Here is a 19,602-nt window from a genome sequence, read left to right as displayed (position 1 = left end):
GGGACGAGATTTAGAACGCTTGTCCTCTACTCTGATCGGCTTTCACTTTGTTGCCGCTTGCGTTCTGATGCTGGCGAAAATCAAGCCATTTTTTGGATAGGGCTTTGCCCAGCCTCTAGGAGAGCTGGGCTGGACATGACCCATCCAGCCCAGCTCTCCTGACGGCTCACCGCACGCCGCTGAGCTTGAGCCAGTAGTAGTCGTACTTGCCGAGGATCATGGGGTAGGGCCCTTCCGTGACGGGTGGGAAGTGGCTGCCGCCCGCGAGGGTGACGGGCCTGCGCCCGACGTGTTCGGCGAGGTCGAGCCCGGCGGACTGGGCGTTCCCGGCGAAGTTGCTGACGATGAGCAGGGTCTCGTCACCGTGGGTGCGGGTAAAGGCGAGGACGGCGGGGTTGCCGGTCTCCACGAAGGTGAGGTCGCCGTGCGCGAAGGCGGCGTTGTGGCGCCGGAGTTCGAGCTGGCGGGACACCCACTTGAGGAGGCTGCTGGGGTCCTGCTGCTGGCTCTCCACGTTCACCCGCCCGTAGCCGTACACCGGGTCACCGATGGGCGGGAAGAAGCACAGCTCGGGGGCCGCCGTGGAAAAGCCGCCGTTGACCCCGGCGTTCCACTGCATCGGGGTGCGCACGCCGTTGCGGTCGGCGAGGGAGAGGTCGTCGCCCATGCCGATCTCGTCGCCGTAGTACAGGATCGGGCTGCCGGGCAGGGCGAGGAGGACGGTGGTCAGCAGCTCGATGCGGCGGCGGTCGTTGTCGAGCAGCGGCGCGAGGCGGCGGCGGATGCCCACGTTGATCTTCATGCGCGAGTCGGGCGCGTAGGCCGCGTACATGAAGGCGCGCTCGTCGTCGGTGACCATCTCCAGCGTCAGCTCGTCGTGGTTGCGCAGGAAGGTCGCCCACTGCCCGAAGGACGGGATGGAGGGCAGGCGGTCCATGATCTGCCGGATGCTCGTCGTGTCCTCGCGCTTCAGGCTCATGTACAGCCGGGGCATCACCGGGAAGTTGAAGCACATGTGGAACTCGGGCTCCCCCTCCGTCCCGAAGTACTCCACCACGTCCTCGGGCCACTGGTTCGCCTCCGCGAGGAGCAGGCGGCCCGGGTACTCGGCGTCCACCACCCGGCGCATCTCCCGCAGGATCGCGTGCGTCTCGGGCAGGTTCTCGCAGTTCGTCCCCTCGCGCTCGATCAGGTACGGCACCGCGTCCACCCGGAAGCCGTCGATGCCGAGGTCGAGCCAGAAGCGCGCGGCGTCCATGATCTCTTTCAGAACTGCCGGGTTGTCGTAGTTCAGGTCGGGCTGCGAGGAGAAGAAGCGGTGCCAGTAATACTTGCCGCACATCTCGTCGCGCGTCCAGTTGCTCGTCTCGGTGTCGGTGAAGATGATCCTGGCCCCCGCGTACTCGGTGCCCGTGTCGCTCCAGACGTAGTAGTCGTGGTACTCGTTCGGCGTGCCGTCGGGGAGCACCGGGCCGCGCCGCGCCGCCTGGAACCACGGGTGGTCGGAGGAGGTGTGGTTGGTCACGAAGTCGCCGATCACCTTCAGGCCCCGGGCGTGTGCCTCGCGCAGAAAGACCTTGAAGTCGTCGAGCGTGCCCAGGTCGGGGTGGATGCCCACGTAGTCGGCCACGTCGTAGCCGTCGTCGCGCAGGGGGCTGGGGTACCACGGCAGCAGCCACAGGCAGTCCACCCCGAGGTTCTTGAGGTAGTCGAGGCGACCCGTCAGGCCTGGAAAATCGCCCTTGCCGTCGCCGTTGCCATCGGCGAAGGTGCGGACGGAGAGTTCGTAGAAGACGGCGCTCTTGTACCAGTCGGGAACGGCGGGCTGCACGGCGGCTTGCGTCATGGCGCGCAGTCTAGGGCGCCGCCTGGAAGCGGTGCCAGGGGGAGGACGGACACCACACAGCCGGACGACAGGATGTGATAAAGACTTATCATTATGACCCGCAAAGACCACCGGACGGAACACGGCAACATGACGAGGGGGGGGCCGTCCCTCCTCGGGTGCGGCGCCCTCGCCAGCCTCCTGCTGACCCTGGGAGTGGGCACGGCCTCGGCGGCGCCCCTGCCTGTGAGCGCGACGACGACGATCATCGCGGACTTCGTGCGGGTGGTCGGCGGGAACAGGGTGAGCGTGAACGTGATCGTGCCGCCCGGCGGGGACACCCACGCCTTCCAGCCGACCACCGCCGCCATTCGCGGGCTGGCGGGCAGCCGCACCCTGTTCGTCAACGGGGCGGGCCTGGAACCCTGGCTCCCGAAGCTGCGGGCCGCCGCGCCGGGGGTGCCCGTGACCGAGCTGACGGCGGGGCTGAAGCTGCGCGAGGCCGGGCACGAGGAGGACCACGGGGACGAGCACGGCCACGGCGCCCTCGATCCCCACGCCTGGTGGGACCCGGCCCTCGCCGCCGGATACGTGCGGAACGTGCAGACGGTCCTCACACGGCTCGACCCGGCCGGGAAGGCAACTTACGCGAACAATGCCGCCGCCTACCTGAGACAGCTCCAGGCCCTCGACGCCTACGCGAAAAAACAGTTCACCACCGTCCCCGCCGCCCGCCGCAAGGTCGTCACCAACCACGACAGCCTGCACTACCTCGCCGAGCGTTACGGCCTGACCGTCGTCGGCACCGTCATCCCCGGCCTCGGCACCGAGCGCGAGCCGAGCGCCCGCGAACTCGCCACCCTCATTGGGGCGGTGAAGGGGAGCGGCGCCCGCGTCATCTTCACCGAGAACACGCTGAACACCCGCCTTGCCCAAACGCTCGCCCGTGAGACTGGCGCGACCATCGCCCCGCCCCTCTACACCGACGCCCTGGGGCCGAAGGGGAGCGCGGGCGATACGTACCTCAAGGCGTTTCGGGCGAACGTGGACACGATGGTGAGGGCGCTGAAGCAGGACCGCGCCTCTTGATTCCGCATTCGCAATATTGCTTCCAATCACGCTATGCTCGCCCGATGCTCGCGGTGGAGAATCTGACGGTGCGGTACGGGGCGCACACGGCGCTGGAGGGGGCGACGGTGCAGTTTGCGCCGGGCAGCTTCACCGCGGTGATCGGGCCGAATGGGGCGGGCAAGAGCACGCTGCTCAAGACGGTGGTGGGGCTGAACGTGCCCTCCGCCGGGCGGGTGACCTTTACGGACGGGGGCAGCGCGCAAGGCGACGTGGCCTACGTGCCGCAGCAGCAGACGCTCGACTGGGCCTTTCCCGTGACCGTCTGGGACGTGGCGATGATGGGCCGCACCGGGCGGGTGGGCTGGCTGCGCTGGCCGAGCCGGGCCGACCGCGAGCGGGTGGCGGGCGCGCTGCGGCAGACGGGCGTGTACGAGTTGCGTGGGCGGCACATCGGGGCGCTGAGCGGCGGGCAGCGCCAGCGGGTGCTCCTGGCGCGAATGCTCGCGCGGGACGCCCGGGTCCTCCTCCTCGACGAGCCGCTGACCGGGGTGGACGCCGCCACCCAGGAGCAACTGATGGCCCTGCTGCGCGCCCAGGCGGACGCGGGCCGGGCCGTCGTGATGGTCACGCACGACCTGGAGCAGGCGCGGCGCTGGTGCGATCACCTCGTCCTCGTCAACCGGCGGGTCATTGCGGACGGCACGCCGGAGGAGGTCTACACCCCGCACAACATCGAGGCGACCTTCAGCTCCAGCCACCTCGGGCATACCCACGCGGAGGCGTGATGGGGGGAGAGGGCAGACGGCAGACGGCCAAGGGCACCGGGACGAGGTGCCCCCCGCCCTTCGCTCCCCCTGTAGCAGCGCCTTCGACACGGGAACACGGTCGGGCTGAGCAGTGCGGAGCCTCTTCTGCGCCTTGGAAGAGACCCTTCGCCGGGCTCAGGGTGACGAGTCGTCTTGCGTCAAACGCTCCGGGGACCGGGGGGCGGCCCCGATGACCTGGCTCACCGACCCCCTCCAGTTCGACTTCTTCCTGCGCGCACTCGCGGCAGTCGTGCTCGTCAGCGTGCTGTGCGCCCTCGTCGGGGCGTGGGTGGTGCTGCGGGGGCTGAGCTACATCGGGGACGCGATGAGCCACGCGGTGTTGCCGGGCATCGTGGGAGCGTTCCTGACGGGGGGGAACCTGCTTCTCGGGGCGCTCGTCGCCGCCGTGCTCACCGCGCTCGGGATCGGGGCCGTCAGCCAGCGGGGCGGGCTCAAGCAGGACAGCGCCATCGGCATCGTGTTCGTGGGGATGTTCGCGCTCGGCGTGGTGATGCTTTCAAAAGCCTCCACCTTCACCACCGACCTGACCAACTTCCTGATCGGGAACCCGCTGGGCGTCACGCCGGGCGACCTGTGGGGGGCGCTCATCGTCACGCTCGTCGTGGGGGGCATCCTGACCGCCGTGCAAAAAGAACTCCTGCTCGCCTCCTTCGACCCCACCGAGGCGCGGGCCATCGGCCTCCCGGTGCGGGCCCTCGAAAGCCTGCTGTTGATCCTGATCGGGCTGGTCGTCGTGCTGACGGTGCAGCTCGTGGGCACGACGCTGAGCGTGAGCCTGCTGATCACGTCGAGCGCCGCCGCCCGCCTGCTCGCCCGCAGCCTGCGGAAGATGATCGTGCTCGCGGCGCTGCTCGGTGCGGCCGGGGGCGTGACCGGGCTGTACCTCAGCTACTTCCTCGACACGGCGCCCGGCGCGACCATCGTGCTCGTCAACACGGCGATCTTCCTGGTGGCGCTGGCGTTTCGGCGGCGGGAAAACTGAAGGGAGCCGAGGTGACGAGCCCCGGCCCTCCTGGCTTTCCTACTCGCCCGCCGCCGAGATGTACGCCCACATCGCCTGCATCTCGGGGGTCATGCGGCGTTCGTACCCGCGGTTCAACCCGTCCCCGATGTCCTGCCGCCCGCCCGTGAATTCACGCACGAGGGCGTGCCAGCGCTCGGCCAACGCCTTGACCCTCGGGTCGGTCGGGGGCGTGCCGCGCTCCATCTCGTTCAGCACCTCGGTCATCAGCTCGGGCCACTCGCGCTGCACCTCCCCCATGCGCGTCTGCCCGACCGTCCCGGCCCGTTCTCGCAGGTAGGCCATCTGGCCCTCGTCGAAGTTCTCGCGGCCATCCTCGCCGACGCTCCGGACCGTCTCCAACATGCGGTCGACCTTCTTGCGATTTTCCTCGCTCATCCGAATCACCTCCATGAGTTCCGCCCAGGTGGGCTGCCCCGCACGTTCCAGCCTCCGCAGCCGGGCGAGGTAGGCCTGCTCCTCCCGCACGCGCGCCTCGACGTGTTCGATGTGCCGCCGCAGCAACCCGGCGGGAGCGTGCCCCGGGTCGTCCAGCACCTGCCGGACGGCTTCCAGGCTCAGGCCCAGGGACTTGAGAGCCTGAATCTGCCACAGCCGCTCGGCGTCCCCTGGGGAGTACAGGCGGTGCGCGCCGCCCGTGCGCTCGCCCGGCGTGAGCAGGCCCAGCGCGTCGTAGTGGCGCAGGGTCCGGACGCTCAGGCCCGTCTGGCGGGAGAGTTCACCGATCTTCACGCGCATTCCCGTCCTCCCGAACCCCACCCTAGAACCTGACGCGACGGGAGGTTCAAGCTCCGCCGAATGGCTTATCCGGCGGGAAGGCGGGGTAGGCTGACGGCAACGGTCCGGGTTGCCCGGCGTTCGGCCTTCCCCCACTCGACGAGGTTGTTCCTTGCGTCTCCCCTCCCTGTAACTCGGCCCGAGCCCCGGCCCCGCGCGTGACGTGGGGGCCGCTCGCCCGCAGGGAACGGTGTTCGCAGGGGGAAGGTGTGGTGTTACAGCTCAGAGGGGTCGCCCGCGTGTTCGGCGACCAGACCGTTTTTGCGGATGTGGACCTGGAGGTCGGCGGGGGCGAACGCCTCGCGCTCGTCGGGGAGAACGGCGGCGGGAAGACGACGCTGCTGCGCGGGATGGCGGGCCTGGACGCGCCCGACGCCGGGACGGTGACGCGGACGGGCCGGGTGGCCTACCTCGCCCAGCACGCGGACACGGGCGGGGCGACGGTCCTCGATGCCGTGACGCCAGAGGAGGTGAGGGGGGCACGCGGGGAGTTCGAGGCGGCCTCCGCGAGGCTCGGCGAAGGCACAGGCGCGGCCCTCCACGCCTTCGCCGACGCCGAGGAAGCCTTCCGCGCGGCGGGCGGGTACAGCTTCGAGGTCCGGGCCGCCGAGGTGCTGGACGGGTTGGGGCTCACGCCGGGGGCCTCCACCGCCCGATTGTCGGGTGGGCAGATGCGCCGGGTGATGCTGGCCCGGCTGCTCCTCTCCCCCGCCGACCTGTGTCTCCTCGACGAACCGACGAACCACCTCGACGCGGAGGGGGCGGCGTGGCTGGAGGGCTGGATTCGGGCCTCGGGCACGCCCTTCGTCTTCGCCAGCCACGACCGGGCCTTTCTGGATGCGGTGGCGACGCGGACGGCGGAACTGGAGCGCGGGGGGCTCACCGTCTACCCGGGCGGCTATTCGGAGGCGATGGCGGTCAAGGAGACCCTGCGGGACGCCCAGGCCCGCGACCACGCGGCGTACCGGAGAAAGAGGGAGGCGTTGGACGAGGAGCGGCGGCGGCAGGCCAGCATCGGCTCGGTGCAGGAAAACCGCCGCCGGGCGCGGGACAACGACAAGTTCCTGTCCAGCCACAAGGCGGGGCGGGCGCAGCAGATCCACTCGGCCCGGGCGCAGGCGATGCAAAAGCAGATCGACCGATTGGACGAACAGGCCGTCTCGAAGCCTTTTCAGGACCGCCGCACGCTTCGCCTCGACCTGCCCGCCGCTCCCCCCGGCCCCTCCGAGGTGCTGACGGCCCGCGACCTCACCGTCGTGCGCGGTGGGCGGGCCGTGCTCTGTGCCCTGCGGCTGGACGTGCGCCGGGGCGACCGCATCGCCCTGACCGGGCCGAACGGCGGCGGGAAAAGTACCCTGCTGGCCGCGCTCCTCGGCACCCTGCCGCACGGGGGCGAGGTGCGCCGGGGGCAGGGCCTGACCGTCTACGCGGCGGGCCAGCACGGCGAGGAGTTGGCGGGGCTGGAGACGGTCGGGGACGCGCTGCTGAACGCCAATCCGGCCCTCACACCCCACCAGCTCCACGAGGTCGGGGCGCAGGTGGGGCTGCCGGGCGGCCCGGCCTTTCCGCTCGCGGGGCTGTCGGGCGGGCAGCGCACGCGGCTGAGTCTCGCGCGGCTGGGCGTGACGCGGGCACAACTTCTCGTGCTCGACGAGCCGACCAACCACCTCGACGTCCGGGCGATTGAGGCGCTCGAAGCCCTGCTCCTCGCCTTCCCGGGGACCGTTCTCCTCGCCAGCCACGACCGCGCGCTGGTGGGCCGGGTGGCGACGCGGGTGTGGGACGTGCGGGGCGGAGGGGTGACGGAGGGGCCGGGCTGAGCCTCAGCCGCTCCGGTCGTCCTCCCCCGGGTCGTGCCGCGTGCACAGGAGCCGCACGTTTTCGGGTGTGGCCCCTGCCGAGGGCCGGAGGAGAGCGAAATGCAGGTCCTCGTCCGCGCCGCACTCCGCACACCCCCCGCCGTCCCGGTTCCACACGGCGAGCTTGACCCCGCCGGGAATCACGCGCCGACTCCCGGGGTGGGCGGGCACGGGGACGGCGCCCTCCGCCTCCCCCTGCACGGCCTCCAGGCGGAAGACGAAGACGTGGCGGGTGCCGTCGTGCTCCTGGGCGGCGTCCACGAGGTGAAAGACGCCGTGGTCGGTCCAGAGGCCGGGGCGCAGCTTCTCGTACACCCGCACCCGCTCGGGCGGCGCGTCCCCGGCCCGCGCGGCGAGGGCGGCCCCGAAGAAGAGGCCGTTCTGGGTGGGCTGGCCGTTCGGGGTCTGGAGGGGCTGGTCCACCGTCTTGGGGTCCAGGCCGCCCGTCCTGGGGCGCGGCGCGTCGTGGCCCTCGTAGCGCAGCACCGTGCCGTCCCCGCTCAGTTCGTCGCGGTAGGGGGCGCCGGGCCGCACCGACATCAGGAGGACGCTGTGCCCGCCCCGCACGCGGAAGTTCATGCCGCGCCGCAGGGGGATACCCTCGCGCAGGCACATCTCCGAGTGGCTCAGGATGCGGTCAGGCACGGGGAGAGGCTAGCAGGTCAACCCGGAGTGAGCGGGACCCGCCCACCCACCTCTCCCGCTTCCACGAACGCTTGCGCCCGCAGGAGGGGAATCTCGGCGACGACGACCCGCACGTCTCCCCTCCCCGCGAGGGAAAAACCACCAGAACCGCAGCCCGCGTCACCCCGGACCAATCCTGGCGGTGCAGGGGCGGGGACATACCCGCAACGTCAGGGCCCCAGGAGCCACGCGCTGTTTACAGAGGGATCACCCAGGCAACGAAAAACCGCCCCCCGAAGGGAGCGGCTGATCGCTGACTGCTGTGGGCTGACCGCTTCAGTAGAACTTGGCGATGCGGTCCACGCTGTGGCGGTGGTGGGGGAAGCCTTCCTCGGCGCGCTTGCCGACCGGCAGCAGCCCGGCGAACTGCACGTGCGCGGGCAGACCCAGAATCTCGCGCACCTTCGCGGGATCGAAGCCGAGCATGGGCACCGTGTCGTAGCCCAGGCCGCGGGCGGCGATCATCAGGAAGCCGAAGGCGATGTTCGCCTGCGCCAGCCCCCACTGCCCGCGCTGGGCCTCCTCCTGCGCGCCGAACACGCGGTCGAAGGTCTGGCGCTGGCCGGTGCGGCCCTGCTCGCCCATGCCGGGGTGGGCGGTCTCCTCGACGGTCTGGAGGGTGTCCTCCATATCGCTGTACACCACGATCACGGCGGGGGCGTTCGTGATCTGCTTCTGGCCGTAGGCGGCCTCCTGAAGCCGTTCCTTGAGCTGCGGGTCCTGCACGACCGCAAATCTCCAGGTCTGGGCGTTCCAGGCACTCGGGGCGAGGCTCGCCAGGCGCAGGATCTCGCGCAGGTCGTTCTGGTCAAGGGGTTCTTGCACGAAGGTGCGGATGCTGCGCCGGGTCTCGATGGCTTCGGTGGCGCTCAGGGGGCGGGTCTGCGTAACCGTCATGTGCATATGGTATTCCCAAGTGCTTTGAAAAGTCAAGCGGTGTGATTGACCTTCCACTTTGCTCATCCGCAGGGTGTAGAGTGGGGACATGGGCACCGCACACACTGGTTTTTGTCCGGTCTACCGGGCCATCGGCGTGTTGCAGGAGAAGTGGGTGCTGCACATCGTCCGGGCGCTGCTGGACGGCGAGAAGGGGTTCAACGAACTCGCCCGCGCCGTCGGCGGCTGCAACAGCGCCACCCTCACGCAACGCCTGGAACACCTGGAAAGCCTCGGGCTGATCGGCAAGCGCACCGAGGAAACACAGGGCAAGCTCGCCCGCAGCGTCTACACCCTCACCCCCGCCGGGCGCGAGCTTCAGGGCGTGATCGACGCCATCGGCACCTGGGGCCGGGCGCACCTCTCGCAGGAGGAGACCGAGACCGACTGCGCCCCCGCACGTTCGGCGTGAGGGAAGCGGTCAGTTCTCGGCGGCCAGCCGTCAGCACACGAGCCCTTGAACGCTTTGCTTCAGCAGGGGCCCTCCCGGGCCTGCTGATGGCCGAAAGCTGACGGCTGACCGCTCCTAGAACAGCGCCCCGGCGTGCGACGCGATCAAGAGGGCCGCGTCCGCCGGGGCGAGTGCCGACGTGTCGATACGGATGGCGTCGGGTGGGGGCGGGAGGATGCCGGACTCCCGGAGAAGAGCGTGGAGCCCTTCAGGGTCGCGCATCTTCGCCCGCTCCCGACGCTCGGGAAGGGGCAGCCGACGCGCCAATTCTTCCTCGGGGCATTCCAGCCACACGGGAACGTACACCGCCCCCCGCCGCGCCGCGAGGTCACGCACCCGTTGCAACGCGGCGGGGCCGGAAGGGCGGCGGGTGAGGTAACTCGTGAAGATCTGGCTCACGTCCCGGGGGGCGAGCCGGGCGGCCTCCAGGCCCAGGGTCCGCACCTGGGCGGCCAGGGCGTGAATCTCGGCTGGGATGGGCCGCACCCCATCTGCCCCGTAGGGTTTGAACACGGCGTCGTTGAACAGGTGGTTGTCCAGCAGTACCGCGCCCGTCAGGGCGGCCAGGTGAAGGCCGACGGTCCTCTTCCCGCTGCCGGGAGGACCGACGAGGTGACAGACGGTGGGAGCCATACGCCGCAGACTAGCGAGAAAGCCTGGCGTTCCCGCTGAAGCGACTGGCTCAGCCGGGAGGCAATCGGCGAACAGAAAAGCCCCCGCCGGGGCAGGGGCCTTGACGTTAACCTCCGGCGTTTACGAGCCCACCGGCTGCTCCAGCATCGCCTCGTGGGTGATCTCCACGTTGCCCTTCATGACCTGGCTGATAGGGCACACCTGGGCGGCCTGGGCGACCATCCCCTCGAACCCCGCCTGATCCATGCCGCTGACCCGCCCGCTGACCTTGAGCCGCATGGTGCTGACCTTGAAGCCCGCGCCCTCGCGCACCATCTCGCAGGTGGCGTCGGTGTGCAACTCCTCGGGGGCGTGGCCCGCCTGGGTCAACAGCGCCGAGAGCTGCATCGTGAAGCAGCCCGCGTGCGAGGCGGCGAGCAGTTCCTCGGGGTTGGTGCCGACGCCGTTCTCGAAACGGGTCTTGAAGGAGTACTGGGTCTCCTGCAACACGCCCGAGCCGGTGCTGACGGTGCCCTGTCCCTTCATCACGTCGCCGGACCACTGGGCGTTCGCCTTGCGTGCAATGTCTGCCATGCCCGATAGTTTGCGCCCAATCTATTTCGCGGCGTGTTTAGATCAGCTTCATGTCCGCGCCGGGGGCGGCGGGTCCTACACTGGAGCCCATGCACAACATGAGCTGGGAGCCTTCCGCCTGGGAGTCGGGTGCGCCCGTCCGGGGGTACCTGTGGCCCGCCCCGGAGCCGCGCGCCGCCGTTCTCCTGACCCACGGGTTCGGGGAGTACGCGGGCCGCTACGTGGAGAAGTACCACCGCCTGATCCCGGCGCTCGTCGGCGCGGGGCTGAACGTGTACGCCTGCGACCTGCGCGGGCATGGCAGCTCGGACGGGCGGCGGGCGGTCGTGGACGCTCATACGCTCGTCGAGGACCACCTGCTCGCGCGGGAGGCGCTGCGGACGGGGGGGCTGCCCCTCTTCACCTTCGGGCACTCGCTGGGCGGGCTGATCACGGCGGCGAGCGTGGCGCGCGATCCACGGGGCCTGAGCGGCGTGATCCTGAGCAGCCCGGCCTTACTCATCGGCGAGGACCAGCCCGCGTGGATGAAGGCGCTCGCCCCGGTGATCGCCCGCGTGGCCCCGAACACGCCCGTCACCGCGCTGGGGAGCGAGGGCCTGTCGCGCCTCGCCGACGAGGTGAGCGCCTATGGATCGGACACGGGCATCTACCAGGGCAAGGTTCCGGCCCTCACCGCCGCCTCCATGCTGCGGCTGAGCACGGCCCTCTGGCCGCTGTACGCCCGCTGGCGGCTGCCCACCCTCGCCGTCCACGGCACCGCCGACCGCATCACCGACGTGAACGGCACCCGCCGTTTTATCAACGCCATCGCCTCTGAGGACAAGACCCTGCGCCTCGTCGAGGGCGGCTACCACGAGCTGCTCAACGACGAGCCGCGCGAGGAGGTGCTGGGCTGGATCGTGGAGTGGCTGGGGGAGAGAAGCCGTCAGCCCTGAACCCGTGAAACAGGCGAAAGGGCCCCCTGCTGGAACAGCCCCTCCCCTGTTGTTGCTGACGGCTGAAAGCTGACCGCTGACGGCTCCCTACACCCCCATGCTGATGAACTTCGTCTCCAGGTACTCGTCGAGCCCCCAGTGCCCGCCCTCGCGGCCCACGCCGCTGTTTTTCATCCCGCCGAAGGGGACGTGGGGGGCCCCGGCGCTCGGCACCCCGTCGTTGATGCCGACGATGCCGTATTCCAGCGCCTCGGCCACGCGCCACGCGCGGGAGAGGTCGCGGGTGTAGGCGTAGGCGGCGAGGCCGTATTCGGAGTCGTTCGCCAGGCGCAGCCCCTCCTCCTCGGTGTCGAAGACCACCACGGGGGCCACCGGGCCGAAGGTCTCCTCGCGCAGGATCAGGCTGTCCGGGGCCACGTCGGTCAGGACGGTGGGTTGGAAGTACAGGCCCTCCTCCACGCGGCCGCCCACCGTGGCCCGCGCTCCCCGGCTCAGGGCGTCCTCGACGTGGGCACGCACCTTGTCGAGCCCCGCCTGCTCGACCACCGGGCCCACGCCCGTGTCGTCTTGCAACGGATCGCCGAGCCTCAGCCGGGCGGTCTTCTCGGTGAGGATGCGGGTGAATTCGTCGGCGACCTCGCGCTGCACGTAGACCCGGTTGGTGCTGATGCAGGTCTGCCCGGCGTTGCGGAACTTGGAGCCGACGACCTCGCGGGCGGCTCGCTCCAGGTCGGCGTCCGCGAAGATCAGGAAGGGCGCGTGCCCGCCGAGCTCGAGGGACACGCGCTTGATGGTCTTCGCCGCCTGGGTGTACAGCAGCCGGCCGACCGCCGTGGAGCCCGTGAAGGTGAGCTTGCGCACCCGCTCGTCCTCCATGAAGGGGGCGGTGAGGGCGGCGGCGTCATTCGTGGGGAGGACCTGGAAGGTGTCCGCCGGGCCGCCCGCCTCCAGCCACAGCTCGGCGAGGTAGAGGGCCGTCATGGGGCTCTGCTCGGCGGGCTTGAGGATCATCACGCACCCGGCGGCGAGCGCAGGGGCGGCCTTGCGGGTGATCATCCCCGCCGGGAAGTTCCAGGGCGTCACCGCGTACACGATGCCCACGGGCTCGGAGGCCGTGAAGCCGCGCTTGTTCCCCATCCGCATGGAAATCCGCTCGCCGCTGATGCGCCCGGCCTCCTCCGAGCACCACTCGATGAAGCTCGCCGCGTAATGCACCTCGCCGCGCGTCTCGCTGATCGGCTTGCCCATCTCCAGCGTCATCAGGCGGGCGAGTTCCTCCTTGTGCTCGAACATCAGGTCGTGCCACTTGCGGAGAATCTGGCCGCGCTGGTAGGGACCCACCTTCCGCCACTCCTTCAGCGCGACCTCGGCGGCGTCGATGGCGCGGCGGGCGTCGTCGGCGGTGCAGTCGGCCACCGCGCCGATGCTCTCCAGGGTGCCGGGGTAGAAGACCTCGAAGGTGCGGGGGGCCGCGCGCCACTCGCCGTCGAAGTAGGCGCGGGTGCGGGTGACGGGATCGCCAAGAAGGGTAGTCATGAAGGGGCTCACTTTCCGCGGGCGGTCGCGCCGCGCGTGGGAGAGGAAGAAGGCACCCGGGTCCGGCGTGCGCCCGCGGGGCGTCCCGCGTGGTGGGCACCTTCCCGGGGATGCTCCCAGTCTGGAACGCCGCACCGCCCCCGATGGTGAGGGCGTCCGGGGAGGCTGGCCCGTTCACCCTTCGGGAAAGGGCACCGGGTCACGGGGAGAAAGGAGACCCGCCCGCGCGGGTGGAGCCTCCTCCCGCCCCTCAGTCCGCCGCGCCCGCCGCCTCCGGTCCCGTCCGGTCCGCCCTCTCCCCTTGCGGCACCCCATCCCTGATCTCCGGGTGGATGCCGAAGTCCTGCGCGATCAGCCGCGCCGTCATCTTCGCGCTCATCATCACGCTGGGGGTGCCGCCGCCGGGTTGCGCCCCCGCGCCGACAAGGTAGAGGTTTAGCACGTCCTCGGAGCGGTTGTGGGGCCGGAAGTAGGCGCTCTGGGCGAGGATCGGCTCGGGCCCGAAGGCGTTCCCCAGGTAGGCGTCGAGCGTGCCCTCGAAGTAGTCCGGCGTGATGAACTCGCGGTGGGTCAGGCGGGCCCGCAGGTTGGGGATGTATCCGCGCTCCTCCAGAAACTCGAAGACGCGCTCGACGAGCCTGGGCCCCTCGACCTCCCAGTTCAGGCCGCTGCCGTTGTGCGGGACCGGGATCAGCGTGTAGGCGGCGTGGTGGCCGGGGGGAGCCAGGGACGGGTCGGTCAGCGTCGGCACGTGGAGATACTGGCTGAAGTCCACGCCGAGGACGCGCTCGCCGAAGATTTCCCGGAGGAGTTCCTCGTAGCGCGGCCCCAGGATGATGTTGTGGTGCCGCAGGTCGAGGGGACGCCCGTCGTCGCGGAAGCCGAAGTAGACGACAAGGAGGCTCATGCTCTGTTTGGCGGCCCGCACGCGCAGGTCGGTGTTCACGAGCCGCGCCTGCGGGGGGACCCTCTTCAGGTAAGTGTTGGCCCAGTCGCCGTTGCTCACCACGAGGTCGGCGTGCAACTCCTCGTCGTTCGTCAGCCGCACGCCCCGCGCGGCCCGCCTGCCGACCGGGCGGCGGACGGGACGGCCCCGGTCGTCGGTGACCAGAATCTCCTCCACCTCCGCCCCGTAACGGATGTGCCCGCCGAGTTCCCCGAACTTCCGGACGAAGGCCCGCACGAGTTCACCCGTGCCGCCCATCGCGTAGTGGATGCCCCACGTCTTCTCGACGAAGTGGATCATCGCGTAGATCGCGGGCACGCTCAGCGGATTGCCGCCCACCAGCAGCGGCTCGAAGGAGAAGACCTGCCGCAGTTTCGGCGACTCGAAATAACGGCTGGTGAAGGAAAAGAGCGTGCGCACCGCGTCGAGCCTGAGCAGGTCGGGCACCACCCGCAGCATCGTGGGCAGGTCCCCGAAGTGCGTGTAGCCGAGTTCGAGGAAACCGCGTTTGAAGATGGCCTCCGCGTCGGCGTGGAAACGTTCATACCCAGCGAGATCGTTCGGGGCGAGGGCCTGAATCTGGCGCCGGGTGGACTCGGGGTCGCCGTCGTAGTCGAAGAAGGTGCCGTCGTCGAAGTAGATGCGGTAGAAGGGCAAGATCGGCACGAGCTTGACGTACTCCCGCGTGCGCGGCCCGCCGCTCTCGCCCTCACGGACCCGCTCGCCGGTCAGCACGTATTCGGGGTAGTCGGGCTCGGCGAGCATTCCCCTGTCACGCTCCAGCGCGAACAGCTCCTCGATGAAGTGCGGCACCGTGATCACGGTCGGCCCCATGTCGAAGACGTACCCGCCCGGCGTGCGTTTCTGATAGGCCCGCCCGCCCGGCGCGTCGAGCTTCTCCAGGATGGTCGTGTCGAACCCCAGGCTTTGCAGCCGGATGCCGAGGCTCAGCCCGCCGAAGCCCGAGCCGATGATGAGTGCAGTCTTGCGTTTGGTGTGGGACATAGAGGTTCCTTGCGCCGAAGAAAACGGCAATAACTTATCTTTTCTCCCTCTCCCCTTGCGGGAGAGGGCCGGGGTGAGGGGACGTGTGACCAACTCCGCGCCTGGCAGGATGCCTTGCCTGCCCTTCCTGCGGCGCCGCAGGTCGTCTGCGTTCACCCCCCCTCAAGGGGGAGGGGTACCAGGGCTCCAGCTCCCCCTCACGCCCGCGCCGCCGCCCCCCGCAACTCCCACCACGCCTGGGGCAGCATCAAGAGCTTGCGGGTGCCGCTGACGTGCGCCCGGCGGCGGAAGTTGTCGTAGTCGCCGCGCGCGAGGTCGTCCAAAATCCCCTCGTACGCCCGGGCGGCGGCCTGCACGGCGAGGCGGGCGCTGCCGTGCAGGCAGGGAATGCCCCGTCTCCCCTCCTCGTACCACTCGCGGGCGAGGCCGGAGAGGTGGGTGATCAGGGCGCGGTACTCGGGCGTGACGACGCCGGAGCGCAGCCCGCGCTCCAGGGTGGCCCGGCTGACCCCGTACTCGTCCAGCAGCGAGGCGGGGAGATACACCCGGCCGCGCTCCAGGTCCTCGCCCACGTCGCGCAGGATATTGGTGAGCTGCATCGCCTGGCCGAGCATCAGTGCGTGGTGGAGGGTCCGCTCGCCGCCGCTGTAGCCGCTGATGGGCGCGATCATGAAGCCGACGACCCCGGCGACCCGGCGGCAGTACAGCGCGAGGTCGTCCATGTCGCGGTACTCGAAGCCGCCGAGGTCCATCCGCAGCCCCTCGTGCAGCTCCGCGAAGGCCGAGAGCGGGATGGGGTGCTGGACGGCGGCCCAGGCAAGGGCCGTGTCGATGGGGTGGGAGGCGGGCGCCCCCGCAAAGGCCCCCTGCACCCGGTCCCACCAGCGCTCCAGGCCCCGCTCGGCCTGGGCGCCCGTCCACTCGTCCACCGCGTCGTCGCCGTCGCGGCAGGCGGCGTAGACGGCCCAGACGGCCTCGCGCTGGCGAGGAGGAAAGAGCCGCGAGCCCAGGTAAAAGGTCTTGCTGTGCTCGCGCGTGACCTCCCGGCAGTGGGCGACCGCCTCCTCCAGCCGGGGCGGGGGGTGGGGGGCGGCGGGGGCAGAGGTCACGGTCAGGGAAGGCTCCTTTGCAGCCGAGTGTAAGCGGGCGGCGCGGGCGCGAACGTCACGCTTTCTTACAGATTACTGACAAGGCCGCCGGGCGGGCGCGTGGGATCTGCGGGGTCTGCGCCTCCCCTCACGTACCGCTCGAACACCACCACGCCCACCCGCAGGCCGTCCGTGCGGGTCCAGCCCGGAAGCTGCCGGGCCACCCAGGCGGGGTCGGGGAAGGTCAGGCCGCCCAGCGCGGGCCGGCCCAGCGCCCGCTGGAGGGGGCCCCCCGTGCGGCCCACGTACATCAGCCACAGTTGCCCCCCCGGGCGGGTCAGGCGCGCGAGTTCGGCGAGCAGGCGGGCCGGGTCCTGCGTCTCGTTGAGGGTGGCGCCCACCGCTACCCCGTCAAAGCCCGCACCCGGCAGGCCGCTCGCCTCCAGGTTGGTCAGCAGCCAGTCGATGCCGGGGTCAGGCTCACGGCGGGCGCCCTCGGCGAGCATGGGGGCGCTGAGGTCGGCGGCGAGGACCCGGCAGCCCGAGCGCGCCAGCACCCCGGCGTAAAAGCCCGCGCTCGTGCCCGCGTCGAGCCAGCGCTCGCCGGGCCGGGGACGGCACAGGGTGCGGAAGAGGGCCGCCTCGCGCGCCAGGCCGAAGGGTTGCCCGGTGAGCAGGGTGAGGGAACGCGACCGCCAGAGCGGGTAGCCGCGCGCCGTGAGGGACAAGAGATTGCTGCGCTGGGCGGCGGTGAGGAGCGGCGTTACGGGCCCGGGCGCGAGGTTCAGGGTTTCTTTGCTCTGGCGCGGGCTCGTCATGGGGTTCATTATGCTGGCGGAGTCGGCTCCCCTTTTTGCGGGGGCCTGTGGCCCGTGGAGGAACGCATGCAAGAAGAACGCAAGAGCATGGGGGGCGCACTCGTCGACGTGTTCGACGCGGGCGTCACGCTCGTGAAGGCAGAAGTCCGCAACCTGCTCGGACAGGTGACGGCGGTCGTCAAGGCCAAGGGAATCGGCGTGGTGCTGCTCCTCGCGTCGGTCGGCCCGCTCGTGCTGGGGTTGGTCTTCCTGATTCTCGCCGTCTTCTACGGCCTGATTCGTCTGGGCCTCGGCGCGTGGGCCGCCGCCCTGCTCATCGCCCTGCTGGGCTTCGCCCTGACCGGCGCCCTGATCTTCCTCGGCCTGAAGCGCCTGAGCGCCCAGGTTCCGCAGGAGGAGGGCCTGCGCACGCGCGGCGGCCCCATGACCGAGGACGAGGAGCTGGAAGCCCGTTACCAGGCCGAGCAGACCGCCCGGGCCCGGGGCCAGACGGATCAGAGCGACAAGACCGTGGTGCTTGGCAGCCCGCCCCAGGTGACCGTGCGCTCGGCACCCGGCGCGGCGGTGACGGGGACGGCGGCGGGAGCGACCGCGGCGGTCACGACGGTCAACCTGAGCACCGGGGAGAGCAGCTCGGGCACGGCGGGCACGGGCACGGGCGGCGCAGGGGCGGGGTACACCGGCCCGGTGCGGCGCGATCCGGGGAGCGGCGGGCTGGCGGCGGGGTCGCCCGACACGTCCGACCAGCGGGAGAACGTGCGCAGCGGCGGGTTGCCGAACACCGGCACGCGCGGCAACGCCATCCAGCACGAGATGGAGGAAGACCGCCAGCGCGGGGTCGTGCGGCCGGGCGTGAGCACCTCGGGCTTCACCTCGGGGGACGCCGGGGTCAACGCCAGCGACCGGGGCGAGGGGATCAAGACGCCCCTGACCGAGCAGGCGGCCGTCTCGCAGGGGACCGCGCTGCGCGGCACCGACGCGGGTGAGGTGCGGCTCCCCGTGTACGAGGCGACCGAGAGCGGCGAGCCGCAGGTCTACGGCAGCGGCCTGAACAAGAAGCTCGACGGCAGCGAGTCCCACGACGCGGGGGCGGGCGGCCACGGCGGGCACGACCAGCCCGACCCCAACGTCCGGCACCCGGTGGTCCTCAAGGACGCTCCCGGCATCAGCGTGAGCACCGAGCCCACGTTCCAGGACGACATGAAGAAGGAGGGGTACTGATGACGGGCAGCTACCGCGACGAGCGTGAGGAGGCCCGCGCCCGGCTCAGGGCGAGCGTGGACGCCCTCGCCGAGCGCACCAACCTCCAGGTGCAGATGCAAAAAGAGCCCCTGAAGATGCTCGGGGGCGCCTCGGCGGTCGGGGCGTTGATCGGGGTGGTCGCCGGGCGGCAACTGCGCCGCAGCAAGAAGATCTACGTGGACGCCACCAGCCCGGAAAAGCACCAGAAAGCCCTGATCAACGCCCAGAAGAAACATCAGGGCGGGGGCGGCGTGGGCGGCGCGCTCGTGGCGACCCTGGGCACCCTGGCCTTCAAGGTCCTGCGCGACCGGGTGCTCCAGCCCAAGCTGGAGGAGATGGCAAACACCATGCTCGAACGGGCGGGGCAACCACCCTCGTCCGGCGGGCAGCCCCAGGCGGCGCGTCCCCAGACCGTCCGGGCCCAGCCGACTCAGGGCCAGCCCGCCCAGGGCCAGACCACACGGGCCCAGACGGCCCGGCCCCGTTCGGTGCTGGCGCGTCCGGCGCAGACCGGGGCCGCCCAGGACCGCCCGGTGCCCGAGTGGGCGGGCACGCCCGTCAAGGGGGGCAGGGCCCACATGCAGCCGGTGATTCCCGCCCGTCCGCCCGGCGGGGACGACCCCTCGCAACAGGCACGCACGGGGGGCGTGGCGGGTTTTCTGAAGCGGGAGAACACCGAGGCGGCGGATGTGTCCCAGGCGGGCGGCCCTCCCGAACCCGCCGGCGTGACCGGGCCCCAGACCCTCGGCGTGACGGCGAGCGACCTGCCCAAGCCGCAGGGCCCGGTGGAGGCCAAGGCGCAGGGCAGCCCCATCGCGCCCCAGGAGAAGGTCAACCCGAACATCTCCTGAACCCCCTCTCTCCCCGGAAGAACCCACCCCGCAAAGGTGGGTTTTTTTGGGTCACGCCCGCCGGGCTCTGTTAGCCTGGACCCATGACCGCGACCCGCAGCACCCGCCAGCGCGACGTGATCGCCCGCGTCCTCGACGGCGCGGAGGGCCCGCTCGCGGTGGGGGACGTGCTCGCGCGGGCGCAGACGGACCTGCCGGGGCTGGGCGTGGCGACCGTGTACCGCACCCTCAAGCTGCTCACCGAGCAGGGGCGCATCCACCCGGTCACGCTCGACGGCGAGACCCGCTACGAGCCCGCCGGGCGGGGACACCACCACCACTTCTCCTGCACGGGCTGCGGGCGTGTCTTCACCCTCCACACCTGCCCCGTCGCCCTGCCGAGCGGCACGGTGTACCCCGGCGGCTTCGTGGTGGAGACGCACGAGGTCACCCTCTACGGGCGCTGCCCCGCGTGCGCCTCCCTCGCCTGAGCCTCATAGCGGCGGCCGGACCGGTTGAGGGTCTTCCCCTCAACGTGTCCGGCC

19 protein-coding genes and 1 pseudogene are annotated in these 19,602 nt (G+C 70.8%); 10 read left to right on the top strand and 10 right to left on the bottom strand.

What is annotated here, in order from left to right; genetic code table 11:
- A pseudogene (locus IC605_RS11325) lies at positions 1 to 100 on the top strand (IS5/IS1182 family transposase); the annotation flags it as partial.
- Between the two features lie 66 nt (positions 101 to 166).
- Here IC605_RS11325 and treS read toward each other — a convergent pair.
- Positions 167 to 1,846: a maltose alpha-D-glucosyltransferase gene (gene treS / locus IC605_RS11320; RefSeq protein ID WP_216323503.1), complete on the bottom strand. Its 1,680-nt coding sequence runs from the start codon at positions 1,844 to 1,846 to the stop codon at positions 167 to 169.
- A 129-nt stretch (positions 1,847 to 1,975) separates the two neighbouring features.
- Between treS and mntC the strand changes: the two genes are divergently transcribed.
- The 3 genes from mntC (at position 1,976) to mntB (ending at position 4,705) form a co-directional block, all read left to right on the top strand.
- A complete protein-coding gene (mntC, locus tag IC605_RS11315; RefSeq protein ID WP_216323553.1) occupies positions 1,976 to 2,914 on the top strand; it encodes a manganese ABC transporter substrate-binding protein MntC in 939 nt (312 codons plus the stop codon).
- Between the two features lie 44 nt (positions 2,915 to 2,958).
- Complete coding sequence (gene mntA, locus IC605_RS11310; protein WP_216323489.1) at positions 2,959 to 3,681, top strand: manganese ABC transporter ATP-binding protein MntA; 723 nt, start codon at positions 2,959 to 2,961, stop codon at positions 3,679 to 3,681.
- 211 nt (positions 3,682 to 3,892) lie between these two features.
- Positions 3,893 to 4,705 (top strand): manganese ABC transporter permease MntB, encoded by an 813-nt coding sequence (gene mntB / locus IC605_RS11305; RefSeq protein ID WP_216323486.1) that lies wholly within the window; start codon positions 3,893 to 3,895, stop codon positions 4,703 to 4,705.
- 39 nt (positions 4,706 to 4,744) lie between these two features.
- On the opposite strand, the gene IC605_RS11300 is transcribed toward mntB, so the two are convergent.
- A complete protein-coding gene (locus IC605_RS11300) occupies positions 4,745 to 5,482 on the bottom strand; it encodes a MerR family transcriptional regulator (RefSeq protein ID WP_216323483.1) in 738 nt (245 codons plus the stop codon).
- A gap of 251 nt (positions 5,483 to 5,733) precedes the next feature.
- On the opposite strand from IC605_RS11300, the gene IC605_RS11295 reads away from it, so the two are divergent.
- A complete protein-coding gene (locus IC605_RS11295; protein ID WP_216323479.1) occupies positions 5,734 to 7,341 on the top strand; it encodes an ABC-F family ATP-binding cassette domain-containing protein in 1,608 nt (535 codons plus the stop codon).
- A gap of 3 nt (positions 7,342 to 7,344) precedes the next feature.
- On the opposite strand, the gene IC605_RS11290 is transcribed toward IC605_RS11295, so the two are convergent.
- Positions 7,345 to 8,025, bottom strand: coding sequence for a hypothetical protein (locus IC605_RS11290; RefSeq protein ID WP_216323476.1), 681 nt, complete (start codon positions 8,023 to 8,025; stop codon positions 7,345 to 7,347).
- Positions 8,026 to 8,340: 315 nt separating this feature from the next.
- On the bottom strand, positions 8,341 to 8,961 hold the full coding sequence (locus IC605_RS11285; RefSeq protein ID WP_216323473.1) for a nitroreductase family protein: 621 nt from the start codon (positions 8,959 to 8,961) through the stop codon (positions 8,341 to 8,343).
- An 88-nt stretch (positions 8,962 to 9,049) separates the two neighbouring features.
- Here IC605_RS11285 and IC605_RS11280 point away from each other — a divergent pair, with 88 nt between their 5' ends.
- Positions 9,050 to 9,412, top strand: a complete 363-nt coding sequence (locus tag IC605_RS11280; protein ID WP_216323470.1) for a winged helix-turn-helix transcriptional regulator — start codon at positions 9,050 to 9,052, stop codon at positions 9,410 to 9,412.
- Positions 9,413 to 9,526: 114 nt separating this feature from the next.
- On the opposite strand, the gene IC605_RS11275 is transcribed toward IC605_RS11280, so the two are convergent.
- Positions 9,527 to 10,084, bottom strand: coding sequence for a P-loop nucleotide/nucleoside kinase family protein (locus IC605_RS11275; RefSeq protein WP_216323467.1), 558 nt, complete (start codon positions 10,082 to 10,084; stop codon positions 9,527 to 9,529).
- Between the two features lie 120 nt (positions 10,085 to 10,204).
- Entirely contained in the window at positions 10,205 to 10,657 is a 453-nt protein-coding gene (locus tag IC605_RS11270; protein ID WP_216323464.1) for an OsmC family protein, read from the bottom strand.
- Between the two features lie 89 nt (positions 10,658 to 10,746).
- Here IC605_RS11270 and IC605_RS11265 point away from each other — a divergent pair, with 89 nt between their 5' ends.
- Positions 10,747 to 11,592 carry an alpha/beta hydrolase gene (locus IC605_RS11265; RefSeq protein WP_216323462.1) on the top strand — a complete coding sequence of 282 codons (846 nt, stop codon included), beginning with the start codon at positions 10,747 to 10,749 and terminating at the stop codon, positions 11,590 to 11,592.
- Positions 11,593 to 11,679: 87 nt separating this feature from the next.
- Here IC605_RS11265 and IC605_RS11260 read toward each other — a convergent pair whose 3' ends face one another.
- From IC605_RS11260 to IC605_RS11245, 4 genes are all read right to left on the bottom strand, one after another.
- Complete coding sequence (locus IC605_RS11260; RefSeq protein WP_216323459.1) at positions 11,680 to 13,128, bottom strand: NAD-dependent succinate-semialdehyde dehydrogenase; 1,449 nt, start codon at positions 13,126 to 13,128, stop codon at positions 11,680 to 11,682.
- A 250-nt stretch (positions 13,129 to 13,378) separates the two neighbouring features.
- A complete protein-coding gene (crtI, locus tag IC605_RS11255) occupies positions 13,379 to 15,079 on the bottom strand; it encodes a phytoene desaturase family protein (protein ID WP_216323456.1) in 1,701 nt (566 codons plus the stop codon).
- Positions 15,080 to 15,276: 197 nt separating this feature from the next.
- Positions 15,277 to 16,188 (bottom strand): phytoene/squalene synthase family protein, encoded by a 912-nt coding sequence (locus IC605_RS11250; protein ID WP_216323453.1) that lies wholly within the window; start codon positions 16,186 to 16,188, stop codon positions 15,277 to 15,279.
- A gap of 65 nt (positions 16,189 to 16,253) precedes the next feature.
- Complete coding sequence (locus IC605_RS11245) at positions 16,254 to 16,994, bottom strand: class I SAM-dependent methyltransferase (protein WP_216323450.1); 741 nt, start codon at positions 16,992 to 16,994, stop codon at positions 16,254 to 16,256.
- Between the two features lie 57 nt (positions 16,995 to 17,051).
- Here IC605_RS11245 and IC605_RS11240 point away from each other — a divergent pair, with 57 nt between their 5' ends.
- The 3 genes from IC605_RS11240 (at position 17,052) to IC605_RS11230 (ending at position 19,548) form a co-directional block, all read left to right on the top strand.
- Complete coding sequence (locus tag IC605_RS11240; protein ID WP_216323447.1) at positions 17,052 to 18,206, top strand: phage holin family protein; 1,155 nt, start codon at positions 17,052 to 17,054, stop codon at positions 18,204 to 18,206.
- Positions 18,206 to 19,078, top strand: coding sequence for a hypothetical protein (locus IC605_RS11235; RefSeq protein ID WP_216323444.1), 873 nt, complete (start codon positions 18,206 to 18,208; stop codon positions 19,076 to 19,078). The genes IC605_RS11240 and IC605_RS11235 overlap by 1 nt, the downstream gene beginning before the upstream one ends.
- Before the next feature lie 83 nt (positions 19,079 to 19,161).
- Complete coding sequence (locus IC605_RS11230) at positions 19,162 to 19,548, top strand: Fur family transcriptional regulator (RefSeq protein ID WP_216323441.1); 387 nt, start codon at positions 19,162 to 19,164, stop codon at positions 19,546 to 19,548.
- The last annotated feature ends 54 nt before the right edge of the window (positions 19,549 to 19,602 follow it).

The organism is Deinococcus aestuarii (assembly GCF_018863415.1).
In the GTDB taxonomy this organism is placed as follows: domain Bacteria; phylum Deinococcota; class Deinococci; order Deinococcales; family Deinococcaceae; genus Deinococcus; species Deinococcus aestuarii.
Note: the sequence above shows the minus strand (reverse complement) of the source record. Positions and strands in the feature narration are given on the sequence as shown.